A 23187-nucleotide genomic window follows, 5' to 3' on the forward strand; every position below is an offset into this window, starting at 1 on the left:
TTACAATTTCGCGGGTTGCTCTGACTTGATGCGACTTGATGCTACACTTGCGCCATTCGCGTCACCTGGATTCTGAACATGAGCGATCATTTCGCTACCAACCTCAAACTGGCCTGCAGCCACTACCGCTCTATCTCGGAAGTTTGCCGACAGCTGTCGATCAACCGCGCGCAGTTCAACAAGTACCTCAGCGGCCAGAGCCGTCCGACGGCTTTCAACCTCAAACGCATCGGCGATTTCTTCGGTGTCGAGGATTACGAGCTGAACCAGCCGCCCGAGCAGTTCGCTCGGCTGATCGGCGCCCGTGTGTCGGCGGTGGCTGAACAGCCAAGCGACCCGATAAGCGAGTTGTTCCGCCCCCTGCACGAGCACGCGGGCAACCTGTCGCGCTACTGCGGCTATTACTTCGAGTACTCCAACTGCATGTCGGTACCGGGGTCGATCCTGCTGTCGCTGGTGCACCTGCGTGAAGAGCGTGGCCGCTTCCTGTTCGAGCGCCAGGAGCGTCAGGAGCGCAGCAGTGCCACCGACTTGCATGCCGAGGTGCGTTGCCGCTACTTGGGCGCGGCGTTCCAGTTGCAGGACCGGATGTTCCTGATCGACTACGAGTCGCTGACCCTTAACGAGATGAGCCAGACCATCCTCATCCCCAGCTTCAAGAGCCGCATCACCCGCCTGAACGGCCTGAAGACCGGCGTTTCCAGCGGCGACCGCCGCAACCCGGCCTGCACCCGTGTGGTGTGGGAGTACCTGGGCGAGGAGATCAACCGCATCAATGCCTATCGCCAGGTCAAGCTGTACCGGCCGGATGACCCGCGTATCGATGACGACGTGCGCGAGCGGTTGAGTGTGGGGCCGTTGAGTAATGGCTTGTTCGAGATCGAGTAACCTCTCGCTCGCTACTTAAAACAGCATTTAATACACCTGCCCAGGACTGATGAGCTGTATCCAGCATTGCCTGAACCATTCTGCGATTGGGTTGTTATCGCTGAGCAGGAGCTTGGTTGCCATCAGGCAGCACACTGTAATCAGCAAGGGTTTGATCAGGCGTGGCCCGAAGTGCAGCGCGCAGCGCGCGCCTGCTTGTGCACCGATGATGGCGCATGCTGCCATTGTCAGTGCCAAGTGCCAGATGATCGAGTCACTCAGCACGAACACCGATAGTGCTCCCAGGTTGCAGGATGCGTTGAGCAACTTGCTGTTGCATACCGCCTGCAAGATGTTCTGCCCGAGCAATACAGTGAACGCAACCATGAAGAATGAGCCGGTGCCTGGGCCAAAGATCCCATCATAGAAACCGATAAGCGGCACCATCGTTGCCGCGAAGCAGGCTGTCGATACCTTACGTTTGCGTTCTTGCTCGTTGAGCTTGGGGCTGAGTGCGAAGTAGCCAGCGACTGCGATCAACAAGACAGGTACGCATGCTTGCAGAAATGCTCTGTCGAGCAGGCTGATCGATAATGCGCCCGCCGCACCGCCTGCAAATGACAGAATGGCCATGGGCAAGCCAGCTCGCCAATCAATCATGCGCTTGCGTGCAAATGCCCACACTGCAGAAACGCTTGCCGACGACGCTTGCAGTTTGTTGGTGGCCATTGCAGCCAGTGGGTCAATGCCTGCGATGAACAGCGCGGGCAGCGTTAGCATTCCCCCGCCCCCTGCAATGGCATCAAAAAAACCAGCGAGCAATGCGACAACCGCGAGAATTATCAGTGTAGAAACTTCAACTTCCACTCGGTGCCTCCTTGCAACCAAGCGTACCAATAGGCGCCGGTTATCCTGGATAATTTCAGGTGCGTGAAGCGTCTGGCTGTTGTTGATCAGCAGCGCTGTTTGGGCTCGCAGGCCTTATGAAGAAGGGCGAACTGGTAACTGCCGTATCGCAGTGTTAAATCAGGGTGCTGATCGAACTGCAGGTGGAATCGAAAGTGCAGTATTTCAGGCAAGGTTTCGCGATAACGTCCTGTCATTGTTTTTTCTTGTATATAGGTTTTGTCGGGTTTTTTCTGGATCTGCGAATTATTAAGCCAGGCTTTTTTCAGTTGTGATGCAGGACCAGGCTCATGCGCTGTGTAGGGCATTTCTCATGCAGTGGTAGGAATGGGCTGTGCAAGTTCATCCCAGCCTAGGGTTGGACTTCCCCGCCCGGAAACCGCAAAATGACCCCTTTCCCTCAATCAACCTCTCCGGATCTGCTGACTCTATGCGTATGCGCCTAATGCTGTTGGGTGGTGGCAATGCCCTCGGGCAAGCGCTGATTCGTCTCGGGGCTGAAGAGGACATTGCATTCCTGGCACCGCGCCCGCCGGAGAACGGCTGGGACCCGGCCAGCCTCACTCAGCTGCTCGACGATCACCGCCCCAATGCCTTGGTCAACCTGGCCTATTACTTCGACTGGTTCCAGGCCGAGTCGGTCAGCGAACAACGCCTGGCTCAGCAGGAGCGGGCGGTGGAACGGCTGGCAGAGTTGTGCCAGCACCACCAGATCACCTTGGTGCAGCCTTCGAGCTACCGGGTTTTCGACGGGTCGCGGGCTACGGCCTACAGCGAGAAAGACGAGCCGGTGCCGCTCGGCCTGCGTGGCCAGGCCCTGTGGCGCATCGAGCAGAGCGTGCGGGCGGCGTGTCCGCAACATGTGCTGCTGCGCTTTGGCTGGCTGCTCGACGAAAGCGTCGATGGGGCGCTGGGCCGTTTCCTGACCCGCGCCGAACAACCTCAGGAGTTGCTGCTGGCAGATGACCGCCGCGGCAACCCGACGCCGGTCGATGACGCTGCCCGGGTGATCCTGTCGGTGCTCAAGCAGCTCGATTGCAGCGCGCCGCTGTGGGGCACCTACCATTACGCCGGCAACGAAGCGACCACGCCGCTGGCGCTGGGGCAGGCGATTCTGACCGAGGCAGGCCAGTACCGTCAGCTGGCGGTGCAGGCGCCCACGCCACAGGCCCATGCCGCGCGGCCGGACGCCAGCGAAGAGCCACAGCACGCGGTGCTGGCCTGCAAGAAAATCCTTCACACCTTCGGTATCAAGCCCCGCGCCTGGCGCGCCGGCCTGCCGCCCTTACTGGACCGTTTCTACCGCCATGGCTGATGCCCCCATCCTGATCACCGGCGGTGCCGGCTTCATCGGCTCTCACCTGTGCGATGCGCTGTTGGCCAAAGGTTACGCCGTACGCATTCTCGACGACCTGTCCACTGGCAAGCGGGACAACCTGCAGATTACCCACCCACGCCTGGAACTGATCGAAGGCGATGTCGCCGATGCCGGGCTGGTCACTCGTGCGGCCGCTGGTTGCGCTGCGGTGGTGCACCTGGCGGCCGTGGCGTCGGTGCAGGCTTCGGTCGAGGATCCGGTAAAAACTCACCAGAGCAACTTCATCGGCACCCTGAATGTCTGCGAAGCCATGTGCCTGCACGGCGTGCGTCGGGTGCTGTTCGCCTCCAGCGCTGCGGTGTATGGCAACAACGGCGAAGGCGAGTCGATTGCTGAAGAAACACCGAAAGCGCCGCTGACCCCTTACGCTGTGGATAAGCTGGCCAGTGAGCAGTACCTGGATTTCTACCGCCGCCAGCATGGTCTGGAGCCGGTGGTGTTCCGCTTCTTCAATATTTTCGGCCCGCGCCAGGACCCTTCCTCGCCGTATTCGGGCGTGATCAGCATCTTCAGCGAGCGTGCCACCCAAGGGCTGCCGATCACGGTGTTCGGGGATGGTGAGCAGACCCGGGATTTCCTTTATGTAGGGGACCTGGTGCACGTGATGATCCAGGCGCTGGAGCTGCAGCAGGTCGAGGAGGGCGCGGTGAACATCGGCCTGAACCAGGCGACTTCGCTCAACCAGCTGTTGGCCGCCCTGGAAAAGGTAATCGGCAGCTTGCCAGCGGTCAGCTATGGCCCAGCACGCTCTGGCGACATTCGCCATTCGCGGGCGGATAACCAGCGCTTGCTGACGCGCTTCGATTTCCCGGCGCCAACGCCATTGGTCGACGGCTTGTCCCGCTTGCTCGGCAAGCCCTGACCGCAGGCTCGGCAACGCACGCCGTCCTGTAGGAGCAGCCTTGTGCTGCGAAGAGGCCGGTGGCAGCAGTGCAGATCTACTGTGTTGCCACCGGCCTCTTCGCAGCACAAGGCTGCTCCTACAGGAGTCTTGGCTTGCCAGCCACGTGGCGCCGGGCTCAACCGTGCTGCACCACCGTGCGCTGGCAATCATCAGGCCCCAACACCCGCCCATCCCGAGCACGCACTTGCAGGGTCTCGAGCGTTTCCCCTGTGGCGCGGTCCAGCAACGCCGATCGCGTTTCTCCCGCCTCGAACAAGAACTGCTCCCCCCACTGGCGCAAGGCGATCACCAACGGAAACACCGAACGCCCTTTTTCGGTCAGCACATACTCTTTGTAGGCACTGCCATCCGATGCCGGCTGCAACGCCAACAGCCCACTCTCCACCAATAACTTGAGCCTCGAGGCCAGGATGTTCTTGGCCAGCCCGAGGTTCTTCTGAAACTCACTGAAGCGGCGCAAGCCATCGAAGGCGTCGCGCAGGATCATCAGCGCCCAGCGATCACCCAATACTTCAAGGGCCCGGGCTACCGGGCATTGTCCGTTCGTTTCGTCGAGCATCGTGCGGCTCTCTCAAGGGTTCTGGTTGCAGATTAAAACCACATTTGCTAGAAATCCATATGTGGTTTTAATTTGAAACCAGATTGAAGAGATACGCCATGCACACCCCTAACCCTATGCAACCCCGCCTGACCCGCGCGATGACCCTGTTACTGGCCCTGACCTGTGCCCTTGCTGTCGCCACGGTGTACATCGCCCAGCCCTTGCTCGAGTCCATGGCACTGGACCTGGGGGTAGGGCAGCAGCGTATAGGCTGGGTGGTCGGCGCCACCCAGGCCGGTTATGCGCTGGGCTTGCTACTGATCGTGCCGCTAGGCGACCTGATCGACCGTAAGCGCCTGATCGTCGGCCAGTTGTGGGTTTCGGCCCTGGCCCTGTTGGCGGTAGGCATGGCCTGGGACTGGGCGGTGCTGCTGATGGCGCTGGCGCTGGTCGGGTTGATGGCCGTCATGGTGCAAGTGATGGTGGCGCATGCCGCCACCCTGGCCACCCCCGCACAGCAGGGGCAGGCGGTGGGCACGGTCACCAGCGGGGTGGTGCTGGGCATTCTGCTGGCGCGGCTGGTGTCTGGCTTCGTCGCCGACATGGCGGGCTGGCGTGTCGTCTATTTTGCCGCCGCTGGGGTACTGATGCTGATGGCCTGCCTGCTCTGGCGCGGCATGCCGGGTGCCCGGCCGGCGGCGCAGCGCCTCGGTTACCTGGCATTGACGGGCTCGCTGTGGGCCTTGTTCAAGGAAGACCCTGCCCTGCGCCGACGCGGGCTATACGGCCTGTTGATCTTTGCTGCCTTCAGCGTGCTGTGGAGCGCGATGGTGCTGCCGCTGAGCGCTTCGCCGTTGGCGCTCAGCCATACCCAGATCGGCCTGATTGGCCTGGCCGGCGTGGCGGGCGCGGTTGCTGCTTCCCGGGCCGGCCGGTTGGCCGATCAAGGCCGCGGCGAGCGCACCACCGGGTTCGCCCTGGCGGTACTGACGGTGTCGTGGCTGCCGACGGCGTTCGTCGAGCATTCGCTGCTGGCGTTTCTAGTGGGGGTGGTGTTGCTCGATTTTGCGGTGCAGGCCGTGCATGTCACCAATCAGAGCCTGTTGCTGGCCGGGCGCAGCGCACAGGCGAGCCGCCTGATTGGCGCCTACATGTGTTGCTATTCACTGGGTAGCGGGTTGGGCGCGGTGCTGGCGACCTGGGTCTATGCCCGATGGGGGTGGGCGGCGGTGTGCGTGCTGGGGGCGGGGATCAGTGCGACAGCCTTGGGTTGCTGGCTGGGGGCAAAAACAGGGAGCGCGGCAATGGCCGCCCTCCCTGCCAGGGATCAGAACTTGTAGCCAAGGCCGACCATGTAGACCCACGGGTCGACGTCGACGTCGACCTTGGTCTTGCTGTAGCCCAACGCGGTCGGGCCGTTGACGCTGGCCTTGGTGTCGATGTCGACGTACCAGACCGAGGCGTTGACCAGCAGGTTGTCGGTGAGCATGTAGTCCATGCCCAGTTGGCCAGCGATGCCGACCGAATCCTGCAGCTTCAGGTTGCTGAAGCCTTGTTCTTTACGCGCGCTGCTCAGGTCTTCATCGAAGAACAGGGTGTAGTTGATGCCCACGCCGGCGTAGGGCTGGAAGCGGGAGTTCGGCTCCATCGGGTAGTACTGCAGCGACAGGGTCGGTGGCAGTTGCTTGATGTCGGCCAGCTTGCCGTCCAGGCCGCCGCCCAGGCCTTTGACGCCCACGGTGTGCTTGAACGGGGTGGCCGCCAGCAGCTCCAGGCCGATGTGGTCGGTGAGCATGTAGGCAAAGGTCAGGCCCAGCTGGGTGTCGCTGTCCAGGGTTGCCTTGGTGCCCGACACCTTGTTGCCGTCGAACTTGAGGTCGCCGCTGCTTTCGTTCGGTGCGGTAGTGATGGCACCGGCGCGCAGGATCATATCGCCTGCCTGATAGGCGTGGGCGGCAGGGGCGGCGAGCGCAAGGGCCACAAGCGAGGCGCCGAGCAAGGACTTGTTCATGGAAGCTCCCAGAGGACATTAGTAATTGAGTAGTCCAATGGTACGGATGCGTCTAAACCGAAAGTTTGACCCAGCTCAAAGAAGCGTCGGAACGAATTCGAAACAGTTCTCACTTCAGCTCATAAGCGTATATTTTCTCGGCTTCCATCTGGTATCCGGCGTCGGCCAGTTCGCTGCTGGAGGCGCTGACCTGCATCTTTCCCTCGATCCAGTAGGGCTGATACAGGTCTTCGACGCGCACGCCCATCTCGCTGAAGATGTGCACGATCTGGTTCGAGGGTGGTGGCGGCACGTGGATGCAAGCGCCGTAGTAGGGCACCAAGAGGAATTCGGTGGTGCGGCCTTCTTCGCTGACCTCCAGCGGCACGATGTAGCCGGGCAGCTTGATCTGCTGGCCATCCAGGCTTTTCACCACCGGGGCATCCGGCGCCTGCTGGCGGGCGGCGGGCGCCGATTCGGCGGCCAGAGCGTCGCTCAGCTGTGACAGGTCGTGCAGCGGAGCCAGTTGCGGCGGGATGACAGGGGCGCCTTCCGGGATCAATGCAGGCCAGTCGAGTTCGCGGGGTTCGGCCGCCCAGGTGGGGGCGGCGAGTACTACCAGTGATAACAGAAGCGCGCGGAGCATGGCGTTTTCTCAGAGGTGGATCGACAAACCATCGGCCAGTGACTGCCGATAGGCACGCCAGGCCGGCACGCTGCCCATCAACAGTGCAGCCCCGAGGATAATAGCCAGCAGCGTCCATTCATGGGCACTCGGCAAGGCCAGCGGCAGGAACAACCCATAGTTGGCCTGCACATAGCCCTGCGCCAGGGCGATGCCGGCGTACAGCAAGCCTAGCCCGGCGACGATCCCCACCACGGCCAGCGACAGCGCCTCCAGTACCAGCAACCCGGCGATGTGCCAGGGCCGGGCACCGACCGAGCGCAAGATCGCCATCTCCCGACGGCGCTCGTTGAGGCTGGTGAGAATCGCCGTCAGCATGCCGATCAACCCGGTTAACACCACGAACAGCGAAACCACGAACAGCGCCTGCTCGGCGGTGCCCATCAGGCTCCAGAGCTCCTGCAGGGCCACCCCGGGCAAGATCGCCAGCAAGGGTTCGTTGCGGTACTCGTTGATTTCCCGTTGCAGGCTGAAGGTGGCGATCTTGCTGTTCAAACCAAGCATGAACGCGGTGATGGCGGCAGGTTGCAGGTCCATGGTACGTGCCTGGTCGGCACTGATGCGCCCGGCACCGCGGGCGGGCACGCCGTTGTGCCAATCGATATGGATCGCCTCCATGCCGCCCAGGCTGATATGCAGGGTGCGGTCGACCGGGGTACCCGTACGCTTGAGCACGCCGACCACGGTGAACGGCTTGTCGTCATGCTTGACCAGGCTGATCGCCGCAACGCCATGCGCCAGTACCAGCTTGTCGCCCAGTGTGTAGTGCAAGGCGTCGGCCACTTCGGCGCCGAGCACCACTTCGAACGGGTCGTCAGCGAAGGCGCGGCCCTGGCTCAGCTCCAGGTGCTGCCTGCGGCCATATTGGTAGTGGCTGAAGTAGGCGCCAGTGGTGCCCATCACGCGATAGCCGCGGTGCGAGTCGCCCAGCGAAATAGGGATCGCCCACTTCACCCGTGGGTCCTGGGCGTAATGCTGGTAGCTGTCCCAGCGGATGTTGTTGGTGGCGTTGCCGATACGAAATACCGAATACAGCAGCAGGTTCACCGAGCCCGAGCGGGCACCGACGATCAGGTCGGTACCGCTGATGGTGCTGGCGAAGCTGGCGCGGGCTTCGGTGCGCACGCGCTCTACGGCCAGCAGCAGGCACACCGACAGGGCAATGGCGAGCGCGGTGAGGAAGGCGGTGAAACGGCGGTTGGCCAGGCTGGCCAGGGCAAGACGAAGCAGGTACATCAGGCCTCCCGGGGCTTGGCGGCGCGGTTGAGTTCGGCCAGGGAAAGGTGACGGTCGAACAGCGGTGCCAGGCTCTGGTCATGGCTGACGAACAACAGGCTGGCGCCGGCCGCCCGGCACTCGTCGAACAACAGGCGGATGAAGGCTTCGCGGGTGTCGGCATCGAGGGCTGAGGTCGGTTCGTCGGCAATCACCAATTCTGGCTGGCCGATCAGTGCTCGTGCAGCGGCCACCCGTTGCTGCTGGCCGATCGACAGGCTGTCGGCGCGCCGGGCGAGCAGGGCGGGGTCGCCCAGGCCCAGGTGGGCGAGCAGCGTGGCGGCGGCCTGGTCGACACTGCCATGGCGCTCTGCCGCCCGCGTGGCGCGGCTGCGCGAAAAGCGGCAAGGCAGCTCGACGTTTTCGCGCACCGACAGAAACGGCAGCAAGTTGAACTGCTGGAAGATGTAACCCGTGTGGTCGACCCGGAAGCGATCGCGCGCGCCTTGGCCGAGGCCACTGAGGTCGTGGCCAAGCAGGCGAATGCGGCCCTGGCCTGGCAGGTTCACGCCGCCTAGCAGGCCCAGCAGCGTGGTCTTGCCACTGCCGCTGGGGCCTTTGAGAAACAACGCCTCGCCGGCCTCCAGCTGAAAGGCGGGAATATCCAGCAGGGCCGGCTGGCCAGGCCAGGCAAAGACCAGGTCATGCAGTTCGATCAGCGGCTGGCCCATTCAGAATGCGACCGCGGCCTTGGCGGGTGTCGCTTCAACGCCTTTCTGACCGTTAGGGCCGATCAGTTGCACGTTGATCTTCTGGGTCGCCGGGAAGGCCTTGAACAGCGGGGCAAGGTCGATCTGGGTGAGGCTGTCCGGGTTGGCGCAGGTCAGTTGGTAATGCGCACCAATGTCGCTGTGCTCATGGCCGTGCTCATGCTCGTCGCCATCATCGTCGGCTTTCGGGGCATCGCCGAACAGCGGGCTTTCCAGCTCCTGTGCATCGTCCTTGCACCCAGCGGCTGCTGCCAGGCCGAACAGCTGCAAGGGTTGCTCGAGCTGCTGGCGCACGGCGGCGACCTTGGCTTTGTCGGCATCGCTATTGACAGCGTGCTCGAAACCGACCAGGTTCATCGCCGGGCTGTCCAGCTCCAGCTCCAGGGTGCTGCCATCGAGCACGGCGTTGAGCTTGGCCACGCCATGCTCATGGGCGCCGAGGGTGCCATGGGCGTGATCATGGTCATGGTCATCGTGGGCATGGGCCATGGCGAGGGGCAGCAGAGCGAAGGGCAGGGCGAGCAGCAGGCGACGCATGGAATACTCCAGGAGCAGGCTGAGAATGATTTGGTAATGTTATAACAATTTTTCTGCCTGCCGCCAGCCTGTGTGGCGCAGGTTTCATGTTGCTGTAGCATGGCTGCATTGACCTGCGTTCAAGGAAAGCATCGTGAGAATTCGTGGACAGATTGGTGGCTGGCCCGTGGACCTGACTGTCGAGCTGGAGCCGGCCGAGTGGGCGCAGTTGGGGCGGCAGCTCGAGGTGCCGGTTACCGCCGAAGCGGCGGCCGCATCGCCAGCAGCGCCGCGGCAAGATGATGGGCAGTGGGCCGCAGCGCGCGACGTGCTGCGCCAGGCTGGGCAGATGAATGGGCCAGCGTTGCTGGACCGCCTGGAAGGGCTGGCGGGAAGTACGGCGGCAGGCAAGCGGCTGCTGGTGCGGTTGCGGCACAGCAGCGAGGTGAAGGTGGAAAGTGGCGCGGATGCGCCGGTGTACCACTGGGTCGGCTGACAAGGTCACACGCGTTCGGGGGTAGGTGCAGGCTTGTGCTGCGAAGAGGCCGGTGAACGCAGCGCAGATTGACTGTGCTTTCACCGGCCTCTTCGCAGCTCAAGGCTGCTCCTACAAGGGCGTGCCTGCCTTAGAACAGGGCTGAAGACAGCTTGCGGCGGTAGACGCTCACCAGCGGATGATCACCGCCCAGCAGTTCGAACACCTGCAACATCGCCTTCTGCGGCAACCCGTTCTCGTAGCCGCGGTTGCGCTTGAACAGCTTCAACAAGCCCTCCAGCGCTGCCTCGTATTGCTGGCGGGCCAGTTGCTGAATGCTCAACTGGTAGGCCGCTTCATCGTCTTCTGGGTTTTGCGCCAGGCGGCTCTTCAGGTCGGCGACTTCCGGCAGGCTGGCAGCCTGGCGCAGGAAGGTCAGCTGTGCCTTGGCACCGGCCAGGGCTGCCTTGTGCTCGTCGGTCTTGACCGCGTCCAGCACCACCTGGGCCTCGCCCAGCTCGCCCCGCTCAGCCAGGCAACGGGCGTACAGGATCAGCGCCTCGGCATTGCTGTTGTCTTCACCCAGCAGTGCCTGGAGCAGTGCTTCGGTCTCGGCGAAGCGGCTTTCGGCGAACAGCGCCTTGGCCTGCTCCAGCGGCGATGCGGCAGGCTCGGCCGGCATCTGCACGTGCGGTTCGAGCAGCGCGCGGATTGCCGACTCCGGCTGCGCCCCGGCAAAACCGTCGACCGGCTGGCCGTCTTTGAACAGCACCACGGTCGGCAGGCTGCGAATGCCGAACTGGGCGACCACCTGCTGCTCCACGTCGCAGTTGATCTTGGCCAGCAGCAGCTCGCCCTGATAACCCTCGGCGATCTTCGCCAGCAGTGGCATCAGCGCCTTGCAGGGCGCGCACCACTCAGCCCAGAAGTCCACCAGGACCGGTTTGTGGAAGGAGTTCTCGATGACCAATTGCTGGAAGGTGGCATCGGTGGCGTCGAAAATGTACGGCGTGTCTTGGCTCATCGCGACTCTCGCAAACTCGTGAATGGCACCACTATAAAGGCTCGCGGCTGGCGTGGTACAGGCTGACCCGGCGGAATTCGTGGGGCTCGGCCAGGTCCGGCAGGGTCAGCGCGTCGAGCACGCCCAATTGCCGGTACAGCGGGTGGCTGAAGTCGCGAACCCGCGAGTCGGCCACCAGCGCTTGGCGACCGCGGCAGAGGAAGGCGTCGAGCAGTGGCAGGTTGGCGCGGTCATACAGCACATCGGCGACCAGGATCAGGTCGAAGCGGTCGTCTTCGGCGAAAAAATCGTTGCTGTAGCCGAGCTCCACGCCGTTCAACGCGGCGTTGGCGCGGCAGGCGTCGAGGGCCAGTGGGTCGAGGTCGCACGCCACCACTTCAAGGGCGCCTGCGCGGGCTGCGGCAATGCCGGCGATGCCGCTGCCCGCGCCAAAATCGAGCACACGCTTGCCCGCAACCCATGCCGGGTGTGCGGCCAGGTAGCGGGCCATGGCCAGGCCGCTGGCCCAGCAGAAGCTCCAATACGGAGGTTCTTCGAGAATGCGCCGGGTTTCTTCGCTGCTGAAGGCGCGGTCCATGTTCTGGTCGTCGATCAGCCAGAGTTTCAATTCGCATTCAGGCAGGTCGCTGACCACCAGGCGCGCTTCGCCGATCAGGCCACTGAGGGCCTGTTGCAGTGCCAGTGGCGCCACTTACGGTGCCTTCTCGAAACGCAGCGGGCCGGTGGCCTGGGTTTGCGGCTGGGCGATGCGCACAGGGGGCAGGTGCATGATCAACTGCCCGGAGCTGCTGGCGCGGCCGCGCAGTTCGACGCGGGCACCGGCCGGGAAAGCTTCGGGGTTGAAGCGCAACTGATAAGGCAGCGCCTGCCCGGTGCCGGTCAGGTTGCTGCTGGCCAGCAGGCGCTGCGGGCGGTCGCGTTCGTCGATCACCAGCAGGGCCAGCTCCACGTCGGCGCCGGCCGGGATTTCCAGCAAAGTCCCGCTCAGCTCACGCTGGTAGGCGGGCAGCGGGCCAAGCGGTTGGGCCTTCTTGGCCACTTTGGCTGGCGCAGGCGCCTGGCCTTGATCGGGCTTGGGCTGGTCGCTACCGCAAGCGGCAAGCAGGGCGGCGCAGCACAGCACGACGAGCGCTCGATAGTGCATTGGGGCTTCCTTCACGGGCAGATTTCCCTGGATGTTAACCCCTTTGGCTTGTCTTGCCAGTGGGATGCGCTACCATGGCCCTCCCTTTTTTTGTTGCCTGCCACCATGCACTGTCCCTTTTGCGGTGCCAACGACACCAAGGTCATCGACTCTCGTCTTGTCGCCGAGGGCGAGCAAGTGCGCCGCCGCCGCGAGTGCGTTGCCTGCGGCGAGCGTTTCACTACCTTCGAAACCGCCGAACTGGTGCTGCCCCGGCTGATCAAGCAGGACGGCACGCGCCAGCCTTTCGACGAAGACAAGTTGCGTGCAGGCATGCAGCGGGCGTTGGAAAAACGCCCGGTCAGCGTCGAGCGCCTGGAAGCTGCGCTGGCGCACATCAAGAGCCGCCTGCGTGCCACCGGCGAGCGCGAGGTCAAGTCACTGGTGGTGGGTGAAATGGTGATGGCTGAGCTGCGCAAGCTCGACGAGGTGGCCTATATCCGGTTTGCCTCGGTCTACCGACGCTTCCAGGACCTCGACGAATTCCGCGAAGAAATCGACCGCCTGGCCCGTGAGCCAGCTAAAGAGTGAGCATGCCCAGCCAGACCGCGATCCTCGATGCCCACTACATGGCCCGCGCCCTGGAGCTGGCCCGCAAGGGTATTTACAGCACCCACCCCAACCCGCGTGTGGGGTGCGTGATCGTGCGTGACGGCGAGGTGGTCGGCGAAGGCTGGCACGTGCGCGCCGGTGAGCCCCATGCCGAGGTGCATGCCCTGCGCCAGGCCGGTGAACGCGCCCGCGGCGCTTGCGCCTATGTCACCCTCGAACCGTGCAGCCATCATGGCCGCACGCCGCCGTGCGCCGAAGCGCTGGTCAAGGCCGGCGTGGCCCGCGTGGTGGCCGCGATGCAGGACCCCAACCCGCAAGTGGCGGGGCAGGGGCTGCGGCGCCTGGCAGAGGCCGGTATCGAGGTCAGCAGCGGTGTGCTTGAAACTGAGGCCCGCGCGCTCAACCCAGGTTTTCTCAAGCGCATGGAGCATGGCCTGCCGTTTGTCAGGGCCAAGCTGGCCATGAGCCTGGACGGCCGCACGGCCATGGCCAGCGGCGAAAGCCAGTGGATTACCGGCCCTGCCGCCCGCGCTGCGGTTCAGCGGCTGCGCGCGCGCTCCAGTGTGGTGCTCACCAGCGCCGCCAGCGTGCTGGCCGACCATGCGCGTATGACGGTGCGTGGTGCAGAGCTGGGCCTGGACGATGAAACCCGCGCCCTGGCCTTGAGCCGCACGCCGCTGCGCGTGCTGATCGATGGCCGCCTGCGCCTGCCGCTGGATGCGCCGTTCTTCCAGGCCGGCCCGACCCTGGTGGTGACGGCCGCCGCTGAAGCGCCGCGTTACGCCGAGGCAGGCCATGAGCTGTTGAGCCTGCCAGGCACCGATGGCCAGGTCGATTTGCCCGCGTTGATGCGTGTGCTGGCCGCGCGTGGCGTCAACGAGATTCTGCTGGAAGCCGGCGCAGGCCTGGCTGGCGCGTTCGCCCGGCAAGGCCTGATCGACGAATACCAGTTGTTCGTCGCCGGCACCTTCCTGGGTTGCCAGGCCCGCCCGCTGCTGGACTGGCCCCTGGCGAAGATGAGCGAAGCACCGCGACTGAAAATTACCGAAATGCGCGCAGTGGGCGATGACTGGCGGGTCACGGCCATCCCCCTGCCGGCGCCCGGCGTATAATGCCAGGCTTGCCCTGCGCAACCCGTTCTTGAGGAAGACCCCATGTTCACCGGCATCATCGAATCCATCGGCACCATTCGCAGCATGACCCCCAAGGGCGGCGACGTGCGCGTCTACGTCGAGACCGGCAAGCTCGACCTGGGTGACGTCAAGCTTGGCGACAGCATCGCCGTCAACGGCGTGTGCCTGACCGCCGTCGAACTGCCGGGCAATGGGTTCTGGGCTGACGTCAGCGTCGAGACCCTCAAGCGCACCGCCTTCATCGACCTCAAGAGCGGCAGCAAGGTCAACCTGGAAAAAGCCCTGACCCCTACCACCCGCCTGGGCGGTCACCTGGTCAGCGGCCACGTCGACGGTGTCGGCGAAATCATCTCGCGCAGCGATAACGCCCGCGCCATCCAGTTCCGCGTGCGTGCACCCAAGGAGCTGGCCAAGTACATCGCCCACAAGGGTTCGATCACCGTCGACGGCACCAGCCTGACGGTCAATGAGGTCAATGGCGCCGAATTCGAGCTGACCATTGTCCCGCACACCCTGTCCGAAACCATCATGGCCGACTACCGCGCAGGTCGTCGGGTCAACCTTGAGGTCGACCTGCTGGCCCGTTACCTGGAGCGTCTGCTGCTGGGTGACAAGGCGGCCGAACCGAGCAAGGGCAGTGGCATTACCGAAAGCTTCCTGGCCGCCAACGGCTTCTTGAAATCCTGATTGAGAAGGGGGTGCCGAGTGGCGCTCAACAGCATCGAAGAACTGGTCGAAGACATCCGCCAGGGCAAAATGGTCATCCTCATGGATGACGAAGACCGCGAAAACGAAGGCGATATCATCATGGCAGCTGAGTGCTGCCTGCCTGAGCACATCAATTTCATGGCCAAGCACGCCCGCGGCCTGATCTGCATGCCGATGACCCGTGAGCGCTGCGAAACGCTGAAGCTGCCGCTAATGGCGCCGCGCAACGGGTCCGGCTTCGGCACCAAGTTCACCGTGTCGATCGAAGCCGCCGAAGGCGTCACCACCGGTATTTCCGCTGCCGACCGCGCGCGTACCGTGCAAGCGGCCGCGGCCAAGGACGCCAAGGCCGAAGACATCGTCAGCCCGGGCCACATCTTCCCGCTGATGGCCCAGCCGGGCGGCACCCTGGCCCGTGCCGGCCACACCGAAGCCGCCTGCGACCTGGCACGCATGGCAGGCTTCGAGCCGAGCGGCGTGATCTGCGAAGTGATGAACGATGACGGCACCATGTCGCGCCGCGCCGAGCTGGAAGTGTTCGCCGCCGAGCATGGCCTGAAGATCGGCACCATCGCCGACCTGATCCACTACCGCATGATCCACGAGCGTACCGTGCAGCGCGTTTCCGAGCAGCCGGTCGAAAGCGAATTGGGCGAGTTCAACCTGGTCACCTACCGCGACGCGGTGGAAGGCGACGTGCACATGGCCCTGACCCTGGGCAAGATCTGCGCCGAAGAGCCGACCCTGGTGCGCGTGCACAACATGGACCCGCTGCGCGACCTGCTGCTGGTCAAGCAGCCGGGCCGCTGGAGCCTGCGTGCGGCCATGGCTGCCGTGGCCGAGGCCGGCAGCGGCGTGGTGTTGCTGCTGGGCCACCCGCTGGACGGCGACGTGCTGCTGGCGCACATCCGCGAAAGCGCGGGCGATGCACCGACCAAGGCACCGACCACCTACAGCACCGTCGGCGCCGGTTCGCAGATCCTGCGCGACCTCGGTGTGCGCAAGATGCGCCTGATGAGTTCGCCGATGAAGTTCAATGCGATATCCGGATTCGATCTGGAAGTTGTAGAATACGTGCCCTCCGAGTGACTTGAGACGGCGCCTGCGCCCTCACGCTCGAGTCCAAACCCTCCCGAGGCCGCCAGCGAGCGGCCTCGCTCTTGAAGATGAGAACATCGGAATGACCCTGAAGACCATCGAAGGTACCTTCATCGCCCCCAAAGGTCGCTATGCTTTGGTGGTTGGCCGCTTCAACAGCTTCGTCGTCGAAAGCCTGGTAAGCGGTGCCGTTGATGCCCTGGTACGCCACGGTGTCAGCGAAAGCGACATCACCATCATCCGTGCCCCGGGCGCGTTCGAAATCCCGCTGGTGGCACAGAAGGTCGCCCAGCAAGGCGCGTACGACGCGATCATCGCCCTGGGCGCCGTGATCCGCGGTGGTACCCCGCACTTCGAATACGTGGCGGGCGAATGCACCAAGGGCCTGGCCCAGGTGTCCATGGAGTTCGGTGTTCCGGTGGCCTTCGGCGTTCTGACCGTCGACTCCATCGAGCAGGCCATCGAGCGTTCCGGCACCAAAGCCGGCAACAAAGGTGCTGAAGCTGCCCTGTCCGCTCTGGAAATGGTCAGTCTGCTGGCGCAGTTGGAGGCCAAGTGATTAGCGACGAAAGCGATCGTTTCAACCCGCGCGATCCAAAACCTGCGGATGCCGGCAAGCCCTCGAAGAGCGCCAAGCGCCGCGAAGCCCGCAAGCTCGCGACTCAGGCGCTGTACCAGTGGCACATGGCGCGTCAGTCGGTGAACGAGATCGAAGCGCAGTTCCGGGTCGATAACGATTTCACCGATGTCGATGGCGCCTACTTCCGCGAAATCCTGCATGGGGTTCCGACCAAGAAGGACGAGATCGACGCGGCCCTGAAGCCTTGCCTGGCGCTCGCGCTGGAAGAGCTCGACCCAGTTGAACTGGCTGTGTTGCGGTTGTCCACCTGGGAACTGATGATGCGCGCCGATGTGCCGTACCGTGTCGTGATCAACGAAGGTGTCGAGCTGGCCAAGGTCTTCGGTGCCACCGACGGCCACAAGTTCGTCAACGGCGTGCTGGACAAGCTCGCCCCTTCGCTGCGCGAAGCGGAAGTCAAGGCGAACAAGCGCTGATCCCGGCGCTGGCGGACCATGGGTGAGTTCGAGCTGATCAGCCATTACTTTGCCGCCGCGCCCTGTGCGCAAGGCGGTGAAGGCGTGGCCCTGGGCATCGGTGATGACTGCGCGCTGCTGGATTTGCCTGTTGGCGAGCAACTGGCGGTGTCCACCGACACCCTGGTGGCCGGCGTGCATTTCCCTGCGGTCTGCGACCCTTTGCTGCTCGGCCAGCGCTCGCTGGCCGTGGCGGCCAGTGACCTGGCGGCGATGGGCGCTACCCCCATCGGCTTCACCCTTGCCCTGACCCTGCCCGAGGTCAGCGCCGACTGGCTGCAAGCCTACGCTGACGGCCTCAACCGTATGGCCCGGCAGTGCCAGTTGAGCCTGATTGGCGGTGACACCACCCGCGGCCCCTTAAGCATCACCCTGACCGTGTTCGGCCGCGTGCCGGCTGGACAGGCGTTGCGCCGTGGCGGTGCCCGCCCGGGTGACCTGCTGTGTGTGGGGGGTGAACTGGGCAACGCTGCGGGCGCCTTGCCGCTGGTCCTGGGCGAGCGCCAGGCTGATGCTGCCCTTGCCCAGCCGTTGCTCGACCACTACTGGTCGCCCTCGCCGCAATTCACCTTGGGCCAGTTGTTGCGCGGGCGTGCTACGGCCGCACTGGATATTTCCGACGGCCTGCTGGCCGACTGCGGGCATATCGCCAAGGCGTCCCGCGTGGCGCTTGAGGTGAACCTGGACCAGGTACCGGTGTCATCCGCTTTGCAGGGCTTCCTCGGTCAGGAGGCTGCCGTGCAGGCTGCCTTGACCGGGGGTGACGACTATGTGCTGGCGTTCACCTTGCCGCCGGCTCAGCTTTCATCCCTGCAGGCCCAAGGCCAGGCGACGTTCCATGTCATCGGGCGAGTGCTCGAAGGTCAGGGCGTCAGCCTGCGTGACCGGCAGGGCCAGGACATCACCCCGCGGCAACGCGGCTATCAACATTTTAGGGAGACACCGTGACCGATCACCCCAATCAGGTGCCTGCGGAGTTCGTTCCGCCCTCGGTCTGGCGCAACCCCTGGCACTTCATCGCCTTCGGCTTCGGTTCCGGCACCTTGCCCAAGGCACCGGGCACCTGGGGTTCGCTGGTGGCCATACCCTTCATTCCGCTGTGGCAGATGCTGCCGGATTGGGGCTATTGGTTGCTGCTGGGCATTACCATGCTGTTTGGCTTCTGGCTGTGCGGCAAGGTCGCCAATGACTTGCGCGTTCACGATCATGAAGGCATTGTTTGGGATGAAATGGTCGGCATGTGGATCACCCTCTGGCTGGTGCCAGAAGGCTGGCAATGGTTGCTGGCAGGGTTCCTGATGTTCCGTTTCTTCGACATCCTCAAACCGTGGCCGATTCGCTGGATCGACCGCCATGTGCATGGAGGGGTCGGGATCATGCTCGACGATATCCTGGCCGGCGTGTTCGCCTGGCTGGGCATGCAAGTTCTGGTGTGGGCGGTTGCCTGAGGCAGGGAGCGCGTGAATGGCCATAAGGACTGTGCTGTTGGCAATGCTGCTGGGTTGTGCTCCCTGGGTGGGGGCGGCCGAAGGTGTGCCGAAGCAGGTCCATCTGGTCAGCGAAGAATGGCTCGACTACACCAACGCCAACGGTACCGGGGTTGCCTGGGATGTGCTGCGCAAGGTGTTCGAGCCGGCCGGGGTCAAGGTCGTTACCCAGAGCGCGCCCTACAGCCGTGCAGTGGGGCTGGTAAAGCGTGGCGAAGCTGATGCCTGGGTAGGCTCCTACAAGGGCGAGAGCAAGGATAATCTCTATCCGCGCTGGCACTTCGATATGGACCACATCTATGCCTTGGGGCTGGCCAGCAAGCCGGTGCCTACGCCGAGCACGGTTGGCCAGTATCGCCTGGCTTGGGTGCGTGGCTACGACTACGCCAGCTACTTGCCCAATGCCCATGACTACCGCGAGATCCAGCGCCGTGAAGGCATTCTGCCGATGCTCGAACACGACCGTGTGGACTTCTACATCGATGCGCTGACCGAGGTCGACTACGTGCTTGGCCAGGCGTCGGAGCCTGCACGCTTTCGTAAAAGCCATGTCGCCGAACTGCCGTTGTACCTGGCGTTCGCCAATAACGATGAGGCCAAGGCACTGCGGGAGCTGTTCGACAAGCGCATGGCCGAGCTGGTGCGCAGTGGTGAATTGAAGCCGATTTTCGAGCACTGGAAGCAGCCGTATCCCTTCACTGCCGACAGCAAGCCGCTGTAGGCGCAGCCTTGTGATGCGAAGAGGCTGGTGACAAGCGCAACGATCGGTGATGCGCCAGATGGCCTCTTCGCAACACGAGGCTGCTCCTACAGGGGAGCGGAAAAATAAGCATCGAACTTTTCGATCTTAAACCGCGGTATTCAGCCAGCGCACTGGCGCCGACCTGCTGATACAATCGCCCCACGAGAAATTTACTACTTATTTCAGGAGCACAACGTGCCCGTCGTCTTTGTTGCCGCCTCTAAACTCCCGACCCCCTTTGCGACTTTCACCATGCATGGCTTCCTCGAAGAAGCCACCGGCCGTGAGCACGTGGTGCTCAGCCTGGGTGATATCGCTGACGGTGAACCGGTGTTGGGGCGCCTGCACTCCGAGTGCCTGACCGGCGATGCCCTGTTCAGCCAGCGCTGCGACTGCGGTTCGCAACTGGAAGCCGCCCTTCAGGCCATCGCACGTGAAGGCCGTGGTGTGCTGTTGTACCTGCGTCAGGAAGGCCGTGGCATCGGCCTGTTGAACAAGATCCGCGCCTATGAGCTGCAGGACGGTGGTGCCGACACCGTCGAAGCCAACGAGCGCCTGGGTTTCGCTGCCGACCAGCGTGACTACGCCATCTGCCTGCCGATGCTCGAACACCTGGGTGTGAAATCCCTGCGCCTGATGACCAACAACCCGCGCAAGGTCAAGGCACTGACCGACATGAACATCGTCGTCGCCGAGCGCGTGCCGCTGCACACCGGCCATAACCCGCACAACCGTTACTACCTGGCGACAAAAGCTGGCAAGCTCGGCCACATGCTGGGCAACGAACACCAGGGTGAGGTGCCTCAGGCGTGACCCGCGCCGAGGTCAAGCGGCGCCTGGCACTGGCCTGGTGGCAATACCTGGCGGTGGGCCTGGTGCCGCTGCCGGTGATGGCCTGGGCGTTTGGTGGCGGTGATGCGTTGATCCCGGTGCTGGCCATGCCACTGTTCATCGCGGGTGCGGCGACCATGTTCCTTAGCCTGCCGCGCTTTGGTGCCTACAAGCGTGCGCTGATCGCGACCTCCAAGGTGCTCGGCAGCACCGAAGAGCCGGCAGCCTGGATCACGCTGGCGCGGGTGCGGCGCATCGCCATGCTGTATGCCTGCTTCCCCGCCTGGGTTGCCGCGCTGTCGGTGCTGGTGGGGCTGGAGGCCGTGCCGCAAATCCTCTTGGCGCTGTCCACCGTGGTGGTGCTCTACCTGTACCGCATCCCACGTCAGCTGGGCTGATGCGCATCGTTCTCTGGCTGCTGGCGCTGTGCGCCTGTAGCGCCAGCGCTGGCGAGCCGCTGCGCGTAGTCAGCCTGGCGCCTTCGATGACCGAAATCATGCTTGAGCTGCACGCCGATGACCTGCTGGTCGGCGTGCTCGACGGCGGTGATCGCCCGCCAGCATTGCGTGAGGTGCCGTCTGTCGGCCGCCAAGGCCAACTGAACATGGAGCGTCTGCTCAGCTTGCAGCCTGACTTGTTGCTGTTGTGGCCCGGCAGTGTGGCGCCAGCACAGCGTGACCAGCTCAAGCGCCTGGGCATCGCCACCTTCAGCGCCGAACCCCACGATATCGACCAGTTGATTGATCAAATCGAGGCCATCGCCCAGCGCGTCGGCCGCGAAGGGCAGGGCCAGCAATACGCTCAGGCCCTGCGTGACAGGCTGCGGCAACTGCGCCAGCAGTATCGCCGTGAGCAGCCGCTGCGCGTGTTCTACCAAGTCTGGGACCAACCCTTGTACACCCTGGGTGGCAGGCAGGTGGTCAGCGACGCGCTGGCCGTATGTGGCGCGCGTAATGTGTTCGCCGACCTCAACCAGCCAGCCCCTCAGGTGAGCGTGGAGTCCGTACTGTTGCAAGACCCGCAGGTGATTCTGGCAGGCGATCAGGCGCAGTTGAACAGCTGGAGAGCCTGGCCACGCCTGCGTGCGGTGGCTGATGAGCGCTTACTGGTCGTGCCTGACAAAGGCCTGGAACGGCCCAGTGGGCAGATGATCGAGGCCACTGCCCGCTTATGCGCGTTGCTCGAAGCTAAAGCGCCGGCGTCCAGGTGACGCTGAACAGCACGGTGCGGCCTTCTTCGCGGTAGCTGTGGCTGCCGCCTTCATAGCTGTACAGGGCGCGGCTGTGGGTGTGGTCCAGCAGGTTGTCCAGCTTCGCTTCCAGTTTCAGTTCATCCGTTGCCGCCCAGCTACCGCGCAGGCCGAGCAGGCCAAAGCCGGCGAGCCGATTGCGGTTGGCTTCGTCATCGTAGCTGGCGCTGACGGCTTGCCAGCTCCCGCCCACGCTGAACCGTCCAAATTCGCGGTCCAGGTCCAGGCTCAGGGTACGGCGAGCGCGGCGGGCGAGGGTATGGCCACTGTCGCGGTCGCGCGGGTCGATCAGCGCCAGGCCGAGCTGGCTGCGCCATGCGCCCCATTGCTGGTCGAGGGACAGCTCAACGCCGTTGATGCGCGCCGAGGCGACGTTGCGCGGGATCGAGTCCTGGCCAAAGATGATCGCGTCGCGCAGGTCGGTGCGGTACAGCGACGTCTCCAGACGGCTGTCCGAGGTGAGCTGGCTGCGCCATTGCAGTTCGTAGCTTTTGGAGTGCTCTGGGCTCAGGTCTGGATTGCTGAATGCTGGGTAATACAGGTCGTTGAACGTCGGCGCTCGGAAGCCTTCGCTGTAGGACAGCAGCACATCGTTGGTCGCGTTCACTGGCACGGTAAGGCTACCGCTCCAGGTGGTCTGGCCACCGAACTGCTGGTTCTGGTCGCGGCGCACGCCCAGCTCGGTGGAAAACTGCTCACCCCGGTACCGATGTTGAGCAAAGGCGGCGCGGTTCCAGCGGCTGTCTTCGGTGAAGTCAGTGCTGCCGTGCACGCGGTCTTCGTACCAATCCCCGCCGATCAGCAGCGTGTGCTGGTCGTTCAAGACCAGGTCGTTTTGCCAGGTGAGTTGATCACGATAGGTGTTGAACACGAAACGCTCGTCGCTGAGCTTGTCGCGCTTGTCGTCACGGTTTTCGCTGTGGGCAAGCTCCACGCGCGAATGCCAAGTGTCATTGAGCTGGGCATCGAAGTAGGTGCCCAGGCTGCTGACGCTGAAATCGGTGTAGGGCTTTTGCCCGAAGCTTTCGAAGGTGACCGGGTTGAAGCCACCGAACGGGTTGTCGTATTCACTGCGCCCATGGCTGTCGAGCAGGTTGAGGCCGGCCTCGAAGCGTTCGCCGAAGGTGTGGCTGAGGCTCAGGTTGAATGACTTGTTGCGGTACGCATCGTGATCTCCATCGCTGGCAAAGGACGGGCCGGTGGCGTCGATGCCGACAGTTTCGTCCAGGCTAGCCCCCAGGTTGAAGCGGGTAGCGCCGTCGCCACCGGCCAGGCCCAGGCTGCGTTGGAAGGTCTGATTGCTGCCGGCAGCCAGGCGCAGGCGCGGTTGCAGTCCAGGGCCGCTGCTGCGCCGGGTGAAGATCTGAATCACGCCGCCAATGGCGTCGCTGCCGTAGATCGCCGAGCGGGAGCCGCGCAGTACTTCGACACGCTCGATCTGGTCGACGTCGAGAAATTGCAGGCCGCTGTCGCCGGAGGTGGCGTTGGCGATGCGCACGCCATCGACCAGTACCAGGCTTTGCGCTGCCTTGGTGCCGCGGATGAAGATGCCGGGCAGGCTGCCGCGACCCCCCGTGGGGGCGACTTGCACGCCGGGGACGCGGGCTAGCAGGTCGGTGACGCTGCTGGGTTGCAGGCGGTCGATGTCGGTGCGGGTGAAGACGGTGTTGGCGGCACTGGTGGCGGTGCGCGACTCGACTTGGCGGTTGGCGCTGATCAGCACATCGGGGAGTTTCAGGGCGTCGTCGCGTTCAGCGGCTAGAAGCGGCAGCGGCAGGCACAGCAAAGTCGCAGCAAGGGTTGGAGTCTTCATAGGCATTACCATGGCAATCGCCGGC

General features: G+C 63.8%; 29 protein-coding genes. 17 read left to right on the forward strand and 12 right to left on the reverse strand.

Annotated elements, in window-relative coordinates:
* Nucleotides 1–78 precede the first annotated feature (78 nt).
* On the forward strand, nt 79–888 hold the full coding sequence (locus LOY53_RS02615; RefSeq protein WP_027594892.1) for a helix-turn-helix transcriptional regulator: 810 nt from the start codon (nt 79–81) through the stop codon (nt 886–888).
* Nucleotides 889–915: 27 nt separating this feature from the next.
* On the opposite strand, the gene LOY53_RS02620 is transcribed toward LOY53_RS02615, so the two are convergent.
* Complete coding sequence (locus LOY53_RS02620; protein WP_252826552.1) at nt 916–1734, reverse strand: TSUP family transporter; 819 nt, start codon at nt 1732–1734, stop codon at nt 916–918.
* An 86-nt stretch (nt 1735–1820) separates the two neighbouring features.
* Nucleotides 1821–2081 (reverse strand): hypothetical protein, encoded by a 261-nt coding sequence (locus LOY53_RS02625; RefSeq protein WP_252826553.1) that lies wholly within the window; start codon nt 2079–2081, stop codon nt 1821–1823.
* A 122-nt stretch (nt 2082–2203) separates the two neighbouring features.
* Here LOY53_RS02625 and LOY53_RS02630 point away from each other — a divergent pair, with 122 nt between their 5' ends.
* Nucleotides 2204–3088, forward strand: a complete 885-nt coding sequence (locus tag LOY53_RS02630; RefSeq protein ID WP_033694227.1) for a sugar nucleotide-binding protein — start codon at nt 2204–2206, stop codon at nt 3086–3088.
* Nucleotides 3081–4013 carry an NAD-dependent epimerase/dehydratase family protein gene (locus LOY53_RS02635; RefSeq protein ID WP_252826554.1) on the forward strand — a complete coding sequence of 311 codons (933 nt, stop codon included), beginning with the start codon at nt 3081–3083 and terminating at the stop codon, nt 4011–4013. Before LOY53_RS02630 ends, LOY53_RS02635 begins: the two co-directional genes overlap by 8 nt.
* Before the next feature lie 157 nt (nt 4014–4170).
* Here LOY53_RS02635 and LOY53_RS02640 read toward each other — a convergent pair whose 3' ends face one another.
* Nucleotides 4171–4614: a helix-turn-helix domain-containing protein gene (locus tag LOY53_RS02640; protein WP_186682817.1), complete on the reverse strand. Its 444-nt coding sequence runs from the start codon at nt 4612–4614 to the stop codon at nt 4171–4173.
* A 116-nt stretch (nt 4615–4730) separates the two neighbouring features.
* On the opposite strand from LOY53_RS02640, the gene LOY53_RS02645 reads away from it, so the two are divergent.
* A complete protein-coding gene (locus tag LOY53_RS02645) occupies nt 4731–5936 on the forward strand; it encodes an MFS transporter (RefSeq protein WP_258704151.1) in 1206 nt (401 codons plus the stop codon).
* On the opposite strand, the gene LOY53_RS02650 is transcribed toward LOY53_RS02645, so the two are convergent.
* The 5 genes from LOY53_RS02650 to LOY53_RS02670 form a co-directional block, all read right to left on the reverse strand.
* Nucleotides 5924–6607, reverse strand: a complete 684-nt coding sequence (locus tag LOY53_RS02650; RefSeq protein ID WP_010951793.1) for an OmpW family protein — start codon at nt 6605–6607, stop codon at nt 5924–5926. The two genes, LOY53_RS02645 and LOY53_RS02650, sit on opposite strands and share 13 nt — an antisense overlap.
* A 109-nt stretch (nt 6608–6716) precedes the next feature.
* Entirely contained in the window at nt 6717–7232 is a 516-nt protein-coding gene (locus LOY53_RS02655; protein ID WP_099452760.1) for a DUF3299 domain-containing protein, read from the reverse strand.
* A gap of 9 nt (nt 7233–7241) precedes the next feature.
* Nucleotides 7242–8507 carry an ABC transporter permease gene (locus tag LOY53_RS02660; protein WP_258703561.1) on the reverse strand — a complete coding sequence of 422 codons (1266 nt, stop codon included), beginning with the start codon at nt 8505–8507 and terminating at the stop codon, nt 7242–7244.
* Nucleotides 8507–9217 carry an ATP-binding cassette domain-containing protein gene (locus LOY53_RS02665; protein WP_252826555.1) on the reverse strand — a complete coding sequence of 237 codons (711 nt, stop codon included), beginning with the start codon at nt 9215–9217 and terminating at the stop codon, nt 8507–8509. The genes LOY53_RS02660 and LOY53_RS02665 overlap by 1 nt, the downstream gene beginning before the upstream one ends.
* Complete coding sequence (locus LOY53_RS02670; RefSeq protein WP_258703562.1) at nt 9218–9793, reverse strand: DUF2796 domain-containing protein; 576 nt, start codon at nt 9791–9793, stop codon at nt 9218–9220. It abuts the gene before it with no gap.
* A 133-nt stretch (nt 9794–9926) separates the two neighbouring features.
* On the opposite strand from LOY53_RS02670, the gene LOY53_RS02675 reads away from it, so the two are divergent.
* The gene (locus tag LOY53_RS02675; RefSeq protein ID WP_258703563.1) at nt 9927–10268 is read left to right on the forward strand and encodes a hypothetical protein; all 342 of its coding nucleotides are present in this window, start codon (nt 9927–9929) and stop codon (nt 10266–10268) included.
* Between the two features lie 130 nt (nt 10269–10398).
* Here the strand turns inward: LOY53_RS02675 and trxA are convergent, their stop codons facing one another.
* The 3 genes from trxA to LOY53_RS02690 are packed head-to-tail and all read right to left on the reverse strand — an operon-like array spanning nt 10399 to nt 12415.
* Nucleotides 10399–11271: a thioredoxin gene (gene trxA / locus LOY53_RS02680; RefSeq protein WP_099452764.1), complete on the reverse strand. Its 873-nt coding sequence runs from the start codon at nt 11269–11271 to the stop codon at nt 10399–10401.
* Nucleotides 11272–11302: 31 nt separating this feature from the next.
* Nucleotides 11303–11962 carry a methyltransferase gene (locus LOY53_RS02685; RefSeq protein ID WP_252826558.1) on the reverse strand — a complete coding sequence of 220 codons (660 nt, stop codon included), beginning with the start codon at nt 11960–11962 and terminating at the stop codon, nt 11303–11305.
* Complete coding sequence (locus tag LOY53_RS02690) at nt 11963–12415, reverse strand: YbaY family lipoprotein (protein WP_027594905.1); 453 nt, start codon at nt 12413–12415, stop codon at nt 11963–11965.
* A 105-nt stretch (nt 12416–12520) separates the two neighbouring features.
* On the opposite strand from LOY53_RS02690, the gene nrdR reads away from it, so the two are divergent.
* From nrdR to LOY53_RS02750, 12 genes are all read left to right on the forward strand, one after another.
* Nucleotides 12521–12985, forward strand: coding sequence for a transcriptional regulator NrdR (gene nrdR / locus LOY53_RS02695; RefSeq protein ID WP_009685710.1), 465 nt, complete (start codon nt 12521–12523; stop codon nt 12983–12985).
* A 2-nt stretch (nt 12986–12987) separates the two neighbouring features.
* The gene (ribD, locus tag LOY53_RS02700) at nt 12988–14118 is read left to right on the forward strand and encodes a bifunctional diaminohydroxyphosphoribosylaminopyrimidine deaminase/5-amino-6-(5-phosphoribosylamino)uracil reductase RibD (protein WP_252826559.1); all 1131 of its coding nucleotides are present in this window, start codon (nt 12988–12990) and stop codon (nt 14116–14118) included.
* Nucleotides 14119–14160: 42 nt separating this feature from the next.
* Nucleotides 14161–14826 carry a riboflavin synthase gene (locus LOY53_RS02705; protein WP_027594907.1) on the forward strand — a complete coding sequence of 222 codons (666 nt, stop codon included), beginning with the start codon at nt 14161–14163 and terminating at the stop codon, nt 14824–14826.
* Nucleotides 14827–14844: 18 nt separating this feature from the next.
* The gene (gene ribBA / locus LOY53_RS02710; protein WP_012270288.1) at nt 14845–15936 is read left to right on the forward strand and encodes a bifunctional 3,4-dihydroxy-2-butanone-4-phosphate synthase/GTP cyclohydrolase II; all 1092 of its coding nucleotides are present in this window, start codon (nt 14845–14847) and stop codon (nt 15934–15936) included.
* A gap of 91 nt (nt 15937–16027) precedes the next feature.
* The gene (gene ribE / locus LOY53_RS02715) at nt 16028–16504 is read left to right on the forward strand and encodes a 6,7-dimethyl-8-ribityllumazine synthase (RefSeq protein WP_003255395.1); all 477 of its coding nucleotides are present in this window, start codon (nt 16028–16030) and stop codon (nt 16502–16504) included.
* Nucleotides 16501–17001 (forward strand): transcription antitermination factor NusB, encoded by a 501-nt coding sequence (gene nusB, locus LOY53_RS02720; protein ID WP_099428217.1) that lies wholly within the window; start codon nt 16501–16503, stop codon nt 16999–17001. Before ribE ends, nusB begins: the two co-directional genes overlap by 4 nt.
* Nucleotides 17002–17019: 18 nt before the next feature.
* A complete protein-coding gene (gene thiL, locus LOY53_RS02725; protein WP_252826560.1) occupies nt 17020–17988 on the forward strand; it encodes a thiamine-phosphate kinase in 969 nt (322 codons plus the stop codon).
* Entirely contained in the window at nt 17985–18488 is a 504-nt protein-coding gene (locus LOY53_RS02730; RefSeq protein ID WP_027594910.1) for a phosphatidylglycerophosphatase A, read from the forward strand. The genes thiL and LOY53_RS02730 overlap by 4 nt, the downstream gene beginning before the upstream one ends.
* A 16-nt stretch (nt 18489–18504) precedes the next feature.
* The gene (locus tag LOY53_RS02735) at nt 18505–19248 is read left to right on the forward strand and encodes an ABC transporter substrate-binding protein (protein ID WP_252826561.1); all 744 of its coding nucleotides are present in this window, start codon (nt 18505–18507) and stop codon (nt 19246–19248) included.
* Nucleotides 19249–19464: 216 nt separating this feature from the next.
* Complete coding sequence (gene ribA / locus LOY53_RS02740) at nt 19465–20082, forward strand: GTP cyclohydrolase II (RefSeq protein WP_027594912.1); 618 nt, start codon at nt 19465–19467, stop codon at nt 20080–20082.
* Complete coding sequence (locus LOY53_RS02745) at nt 20079–20498, forward strand: MFS transporter (protein ID WP_252826562.1); 420 nt, start codon at nt 20079–20081, stop codon at nt 20496–20498. The genes ribA and LOY53_RS02745 overlap by 4 nt, the downstream gene beginning before the upstream one ends.
* Nucleotides 20498–21310, forward strand: a complete 813-nt coding sequence (locus LOY53_RS02750; protein ID WP_252826563.1) for a cobalamin-binding protein — start codon at nt 20498–20500, stop codon at nt 21308–21310. Before LOY53_RS02745 ends, LOY53_RS02750 begins: the two co-directional genes overlap by 1 nt.
* Here LOY53_RS02750 and LOY53_RS02755 read toward each other — a convergent pair.
* Nucleotides 21288–23162 carry a TonB-dependent receptor domain-containing protein gene (locus LOY53_RS02755; RefSeq protein WP_258703564.1) on the reverse strand — a complete coding sequence of 625 codons (1875 nt, stop codon included), beginning with the start codon at nt 23160–23162 and terminating at the stop codon, nt 21288–21290. The genes LOY53_RS02750 and LOY53_RS02755 overlap by 23 nt on opposite strands.
* Nucleotides 23163–23187: the final 25 nt, after the last annotated feature.

Origin of the sequence: Pseudomonas sp. B21-031 (genome assembly GCF_024748985.1) — a bacterium.
In the GTDB taxonomy this organism is placed as follows: domain Bacteria; phylum Pseudomonadota; class Gammaproteobacteria; order Pseudomonadales; family Pseudomonadaceae; genus Aquipseudomonas; species Aquipseudomonas kermanshahensis.

Coding starts and splice junctions, on each gene's coding strand:
- LOY53_RS02615 (WP_027594892.1), top strand. CDS start 79: ATGAGCGATCATTTCGCTACCAACCTCAAACTGGCCTGCAGCCACTAC.
- LOY53_RS02625 (WP_252826553.1), bottom strand. CDS start 2,081: ATGCCCTACACAGCGCATGAGCCTGGTCCTGCATCACAACTGAAAAAA.
- LOY53_RS02630 (WP_033694227.1), top strand. CDS start 2,204: ATGCGTATGCGCCTAATGCTGTTGGGTGGTGGCAATGCCCTCGGGCAA.
- LOY53_RS02635 (WP_252826554.1), top strand. CDS start 3,081: ATGGCTGATGCCCCCATCCTGATCACCGGCGGTGCCGGCTTCATCGGC.
- LOY53_RS02640 (WP_186682817.1), bottom strand. CDS start 4,614: ATGCTCGACGAAACGAACGGACAATGCCCGGTAGCCCGGGCCCTTGAA.
- LOY53_RS02645 (WP_258704151.1), top strand. CDS start 4,731: ATGCAACCCCGCCTGACCCGCGCGATGACCCTGTTACTGGCCCTGACC.
- LOY53_RS02650 (WP_010951793.1), bottom strand. CDS start 6,607: ATGAACAAGTCCTTGCTCGGCGCCTCGCTTGTGGCCCTTGCGCTCGCC.
- LOY53_RS02655 (WP_099452760.1), bottom strand. CDS start 7,232: ATGCTCCGCGCGCTTCTGTTATCACTGGTAGTACTCGCCGCCCCCACC.
- LOY53_RS02660 (WP_258703561.1), bottom strand. CDS start 8,507: ATGTACCTGCTTCGTCTTGCCCTGGCCAGCCTGGCCAACCGCCGTTTC.
- LOY53_RS02665 (WP_252826555.1), bottom strand. CDS start 9,217: ATGGGCCAGCCGCTGATCGAACTGCATGACCTGGTCTTTGCCTGGCCT.
- LOY53_RS02670 (WP_258703562.1), bottom strand. CDS start 9,793: ATGCGTCGCCTGCTGCTCGCCCTGCCCTTCGCTCTGCTGCCCCTCGCC.
- trxA (WP_099452764.1), bottom strand. CDS start 11,271: ATGAGCCAAGACACGCCGTACATTTTCGACGCCACCGATGCCACCTTC.
- LOY53_RS02690 (WP_027594905.1), bottom strand. CDS start 12,415: ATGCACTATCGAGCGCTCGTCGTGCTGTGCTGCGCCGCCCTGCTTGCC.
- nrdR (WP_009685710.1), top strand. CDS start 12,521: ATGCACTGTCCCTTTTGCGGTGCCAACGACACCAAGGTCATCGACTCT.
- ribD (WP_252826559.1), top strand. CDS start 12,988: ATGCCCAGCCAGACCGCGATCCTCGATGCCCACTACATGGCCCGCGCC.
- LOY53_RS02705 (WP_027594907.1), top strand. CDS start 14,161: ATGTTCACCGGCATCATCGAATCCATCGGCACCATTCGCAGCATGACC.
- ribE (WP_003255395.1), top strand. CDS start 16,028: ATGACCCTGAAGACCATCGAAGGTACCTTCATCGCCCCCAAAGGTCGC.
- thiL (WP_252826560.1), top strand. CDS start 17,020: ATGGGTGAGTTCGAGCTGATCAGCCATTACTTTGCCGCCGCGCCCTGT.
- LOY53_RS02735 (WP_252826561.1), top strand. CDS start 18,505: ATGGCCATAAGGACTGTGCTGTTGGCAATGCTGCTGGGTTGTGCTCCC.
- LOY53_RS02750 (WP_252826563.1), top strand. CDS start 20,498: ATGCGCATCGTTCTCTGGCTGCTGGCGCTGTGCGCCTGTAGCGCCAGC.
- LOY53_RS02755 (WP_258703564.1), bottom strand. CDS start 23,162: ATGAAGACTCCAACCCTTGCTGCGACTTTGCTGTGCCTGCCGCTGCCG.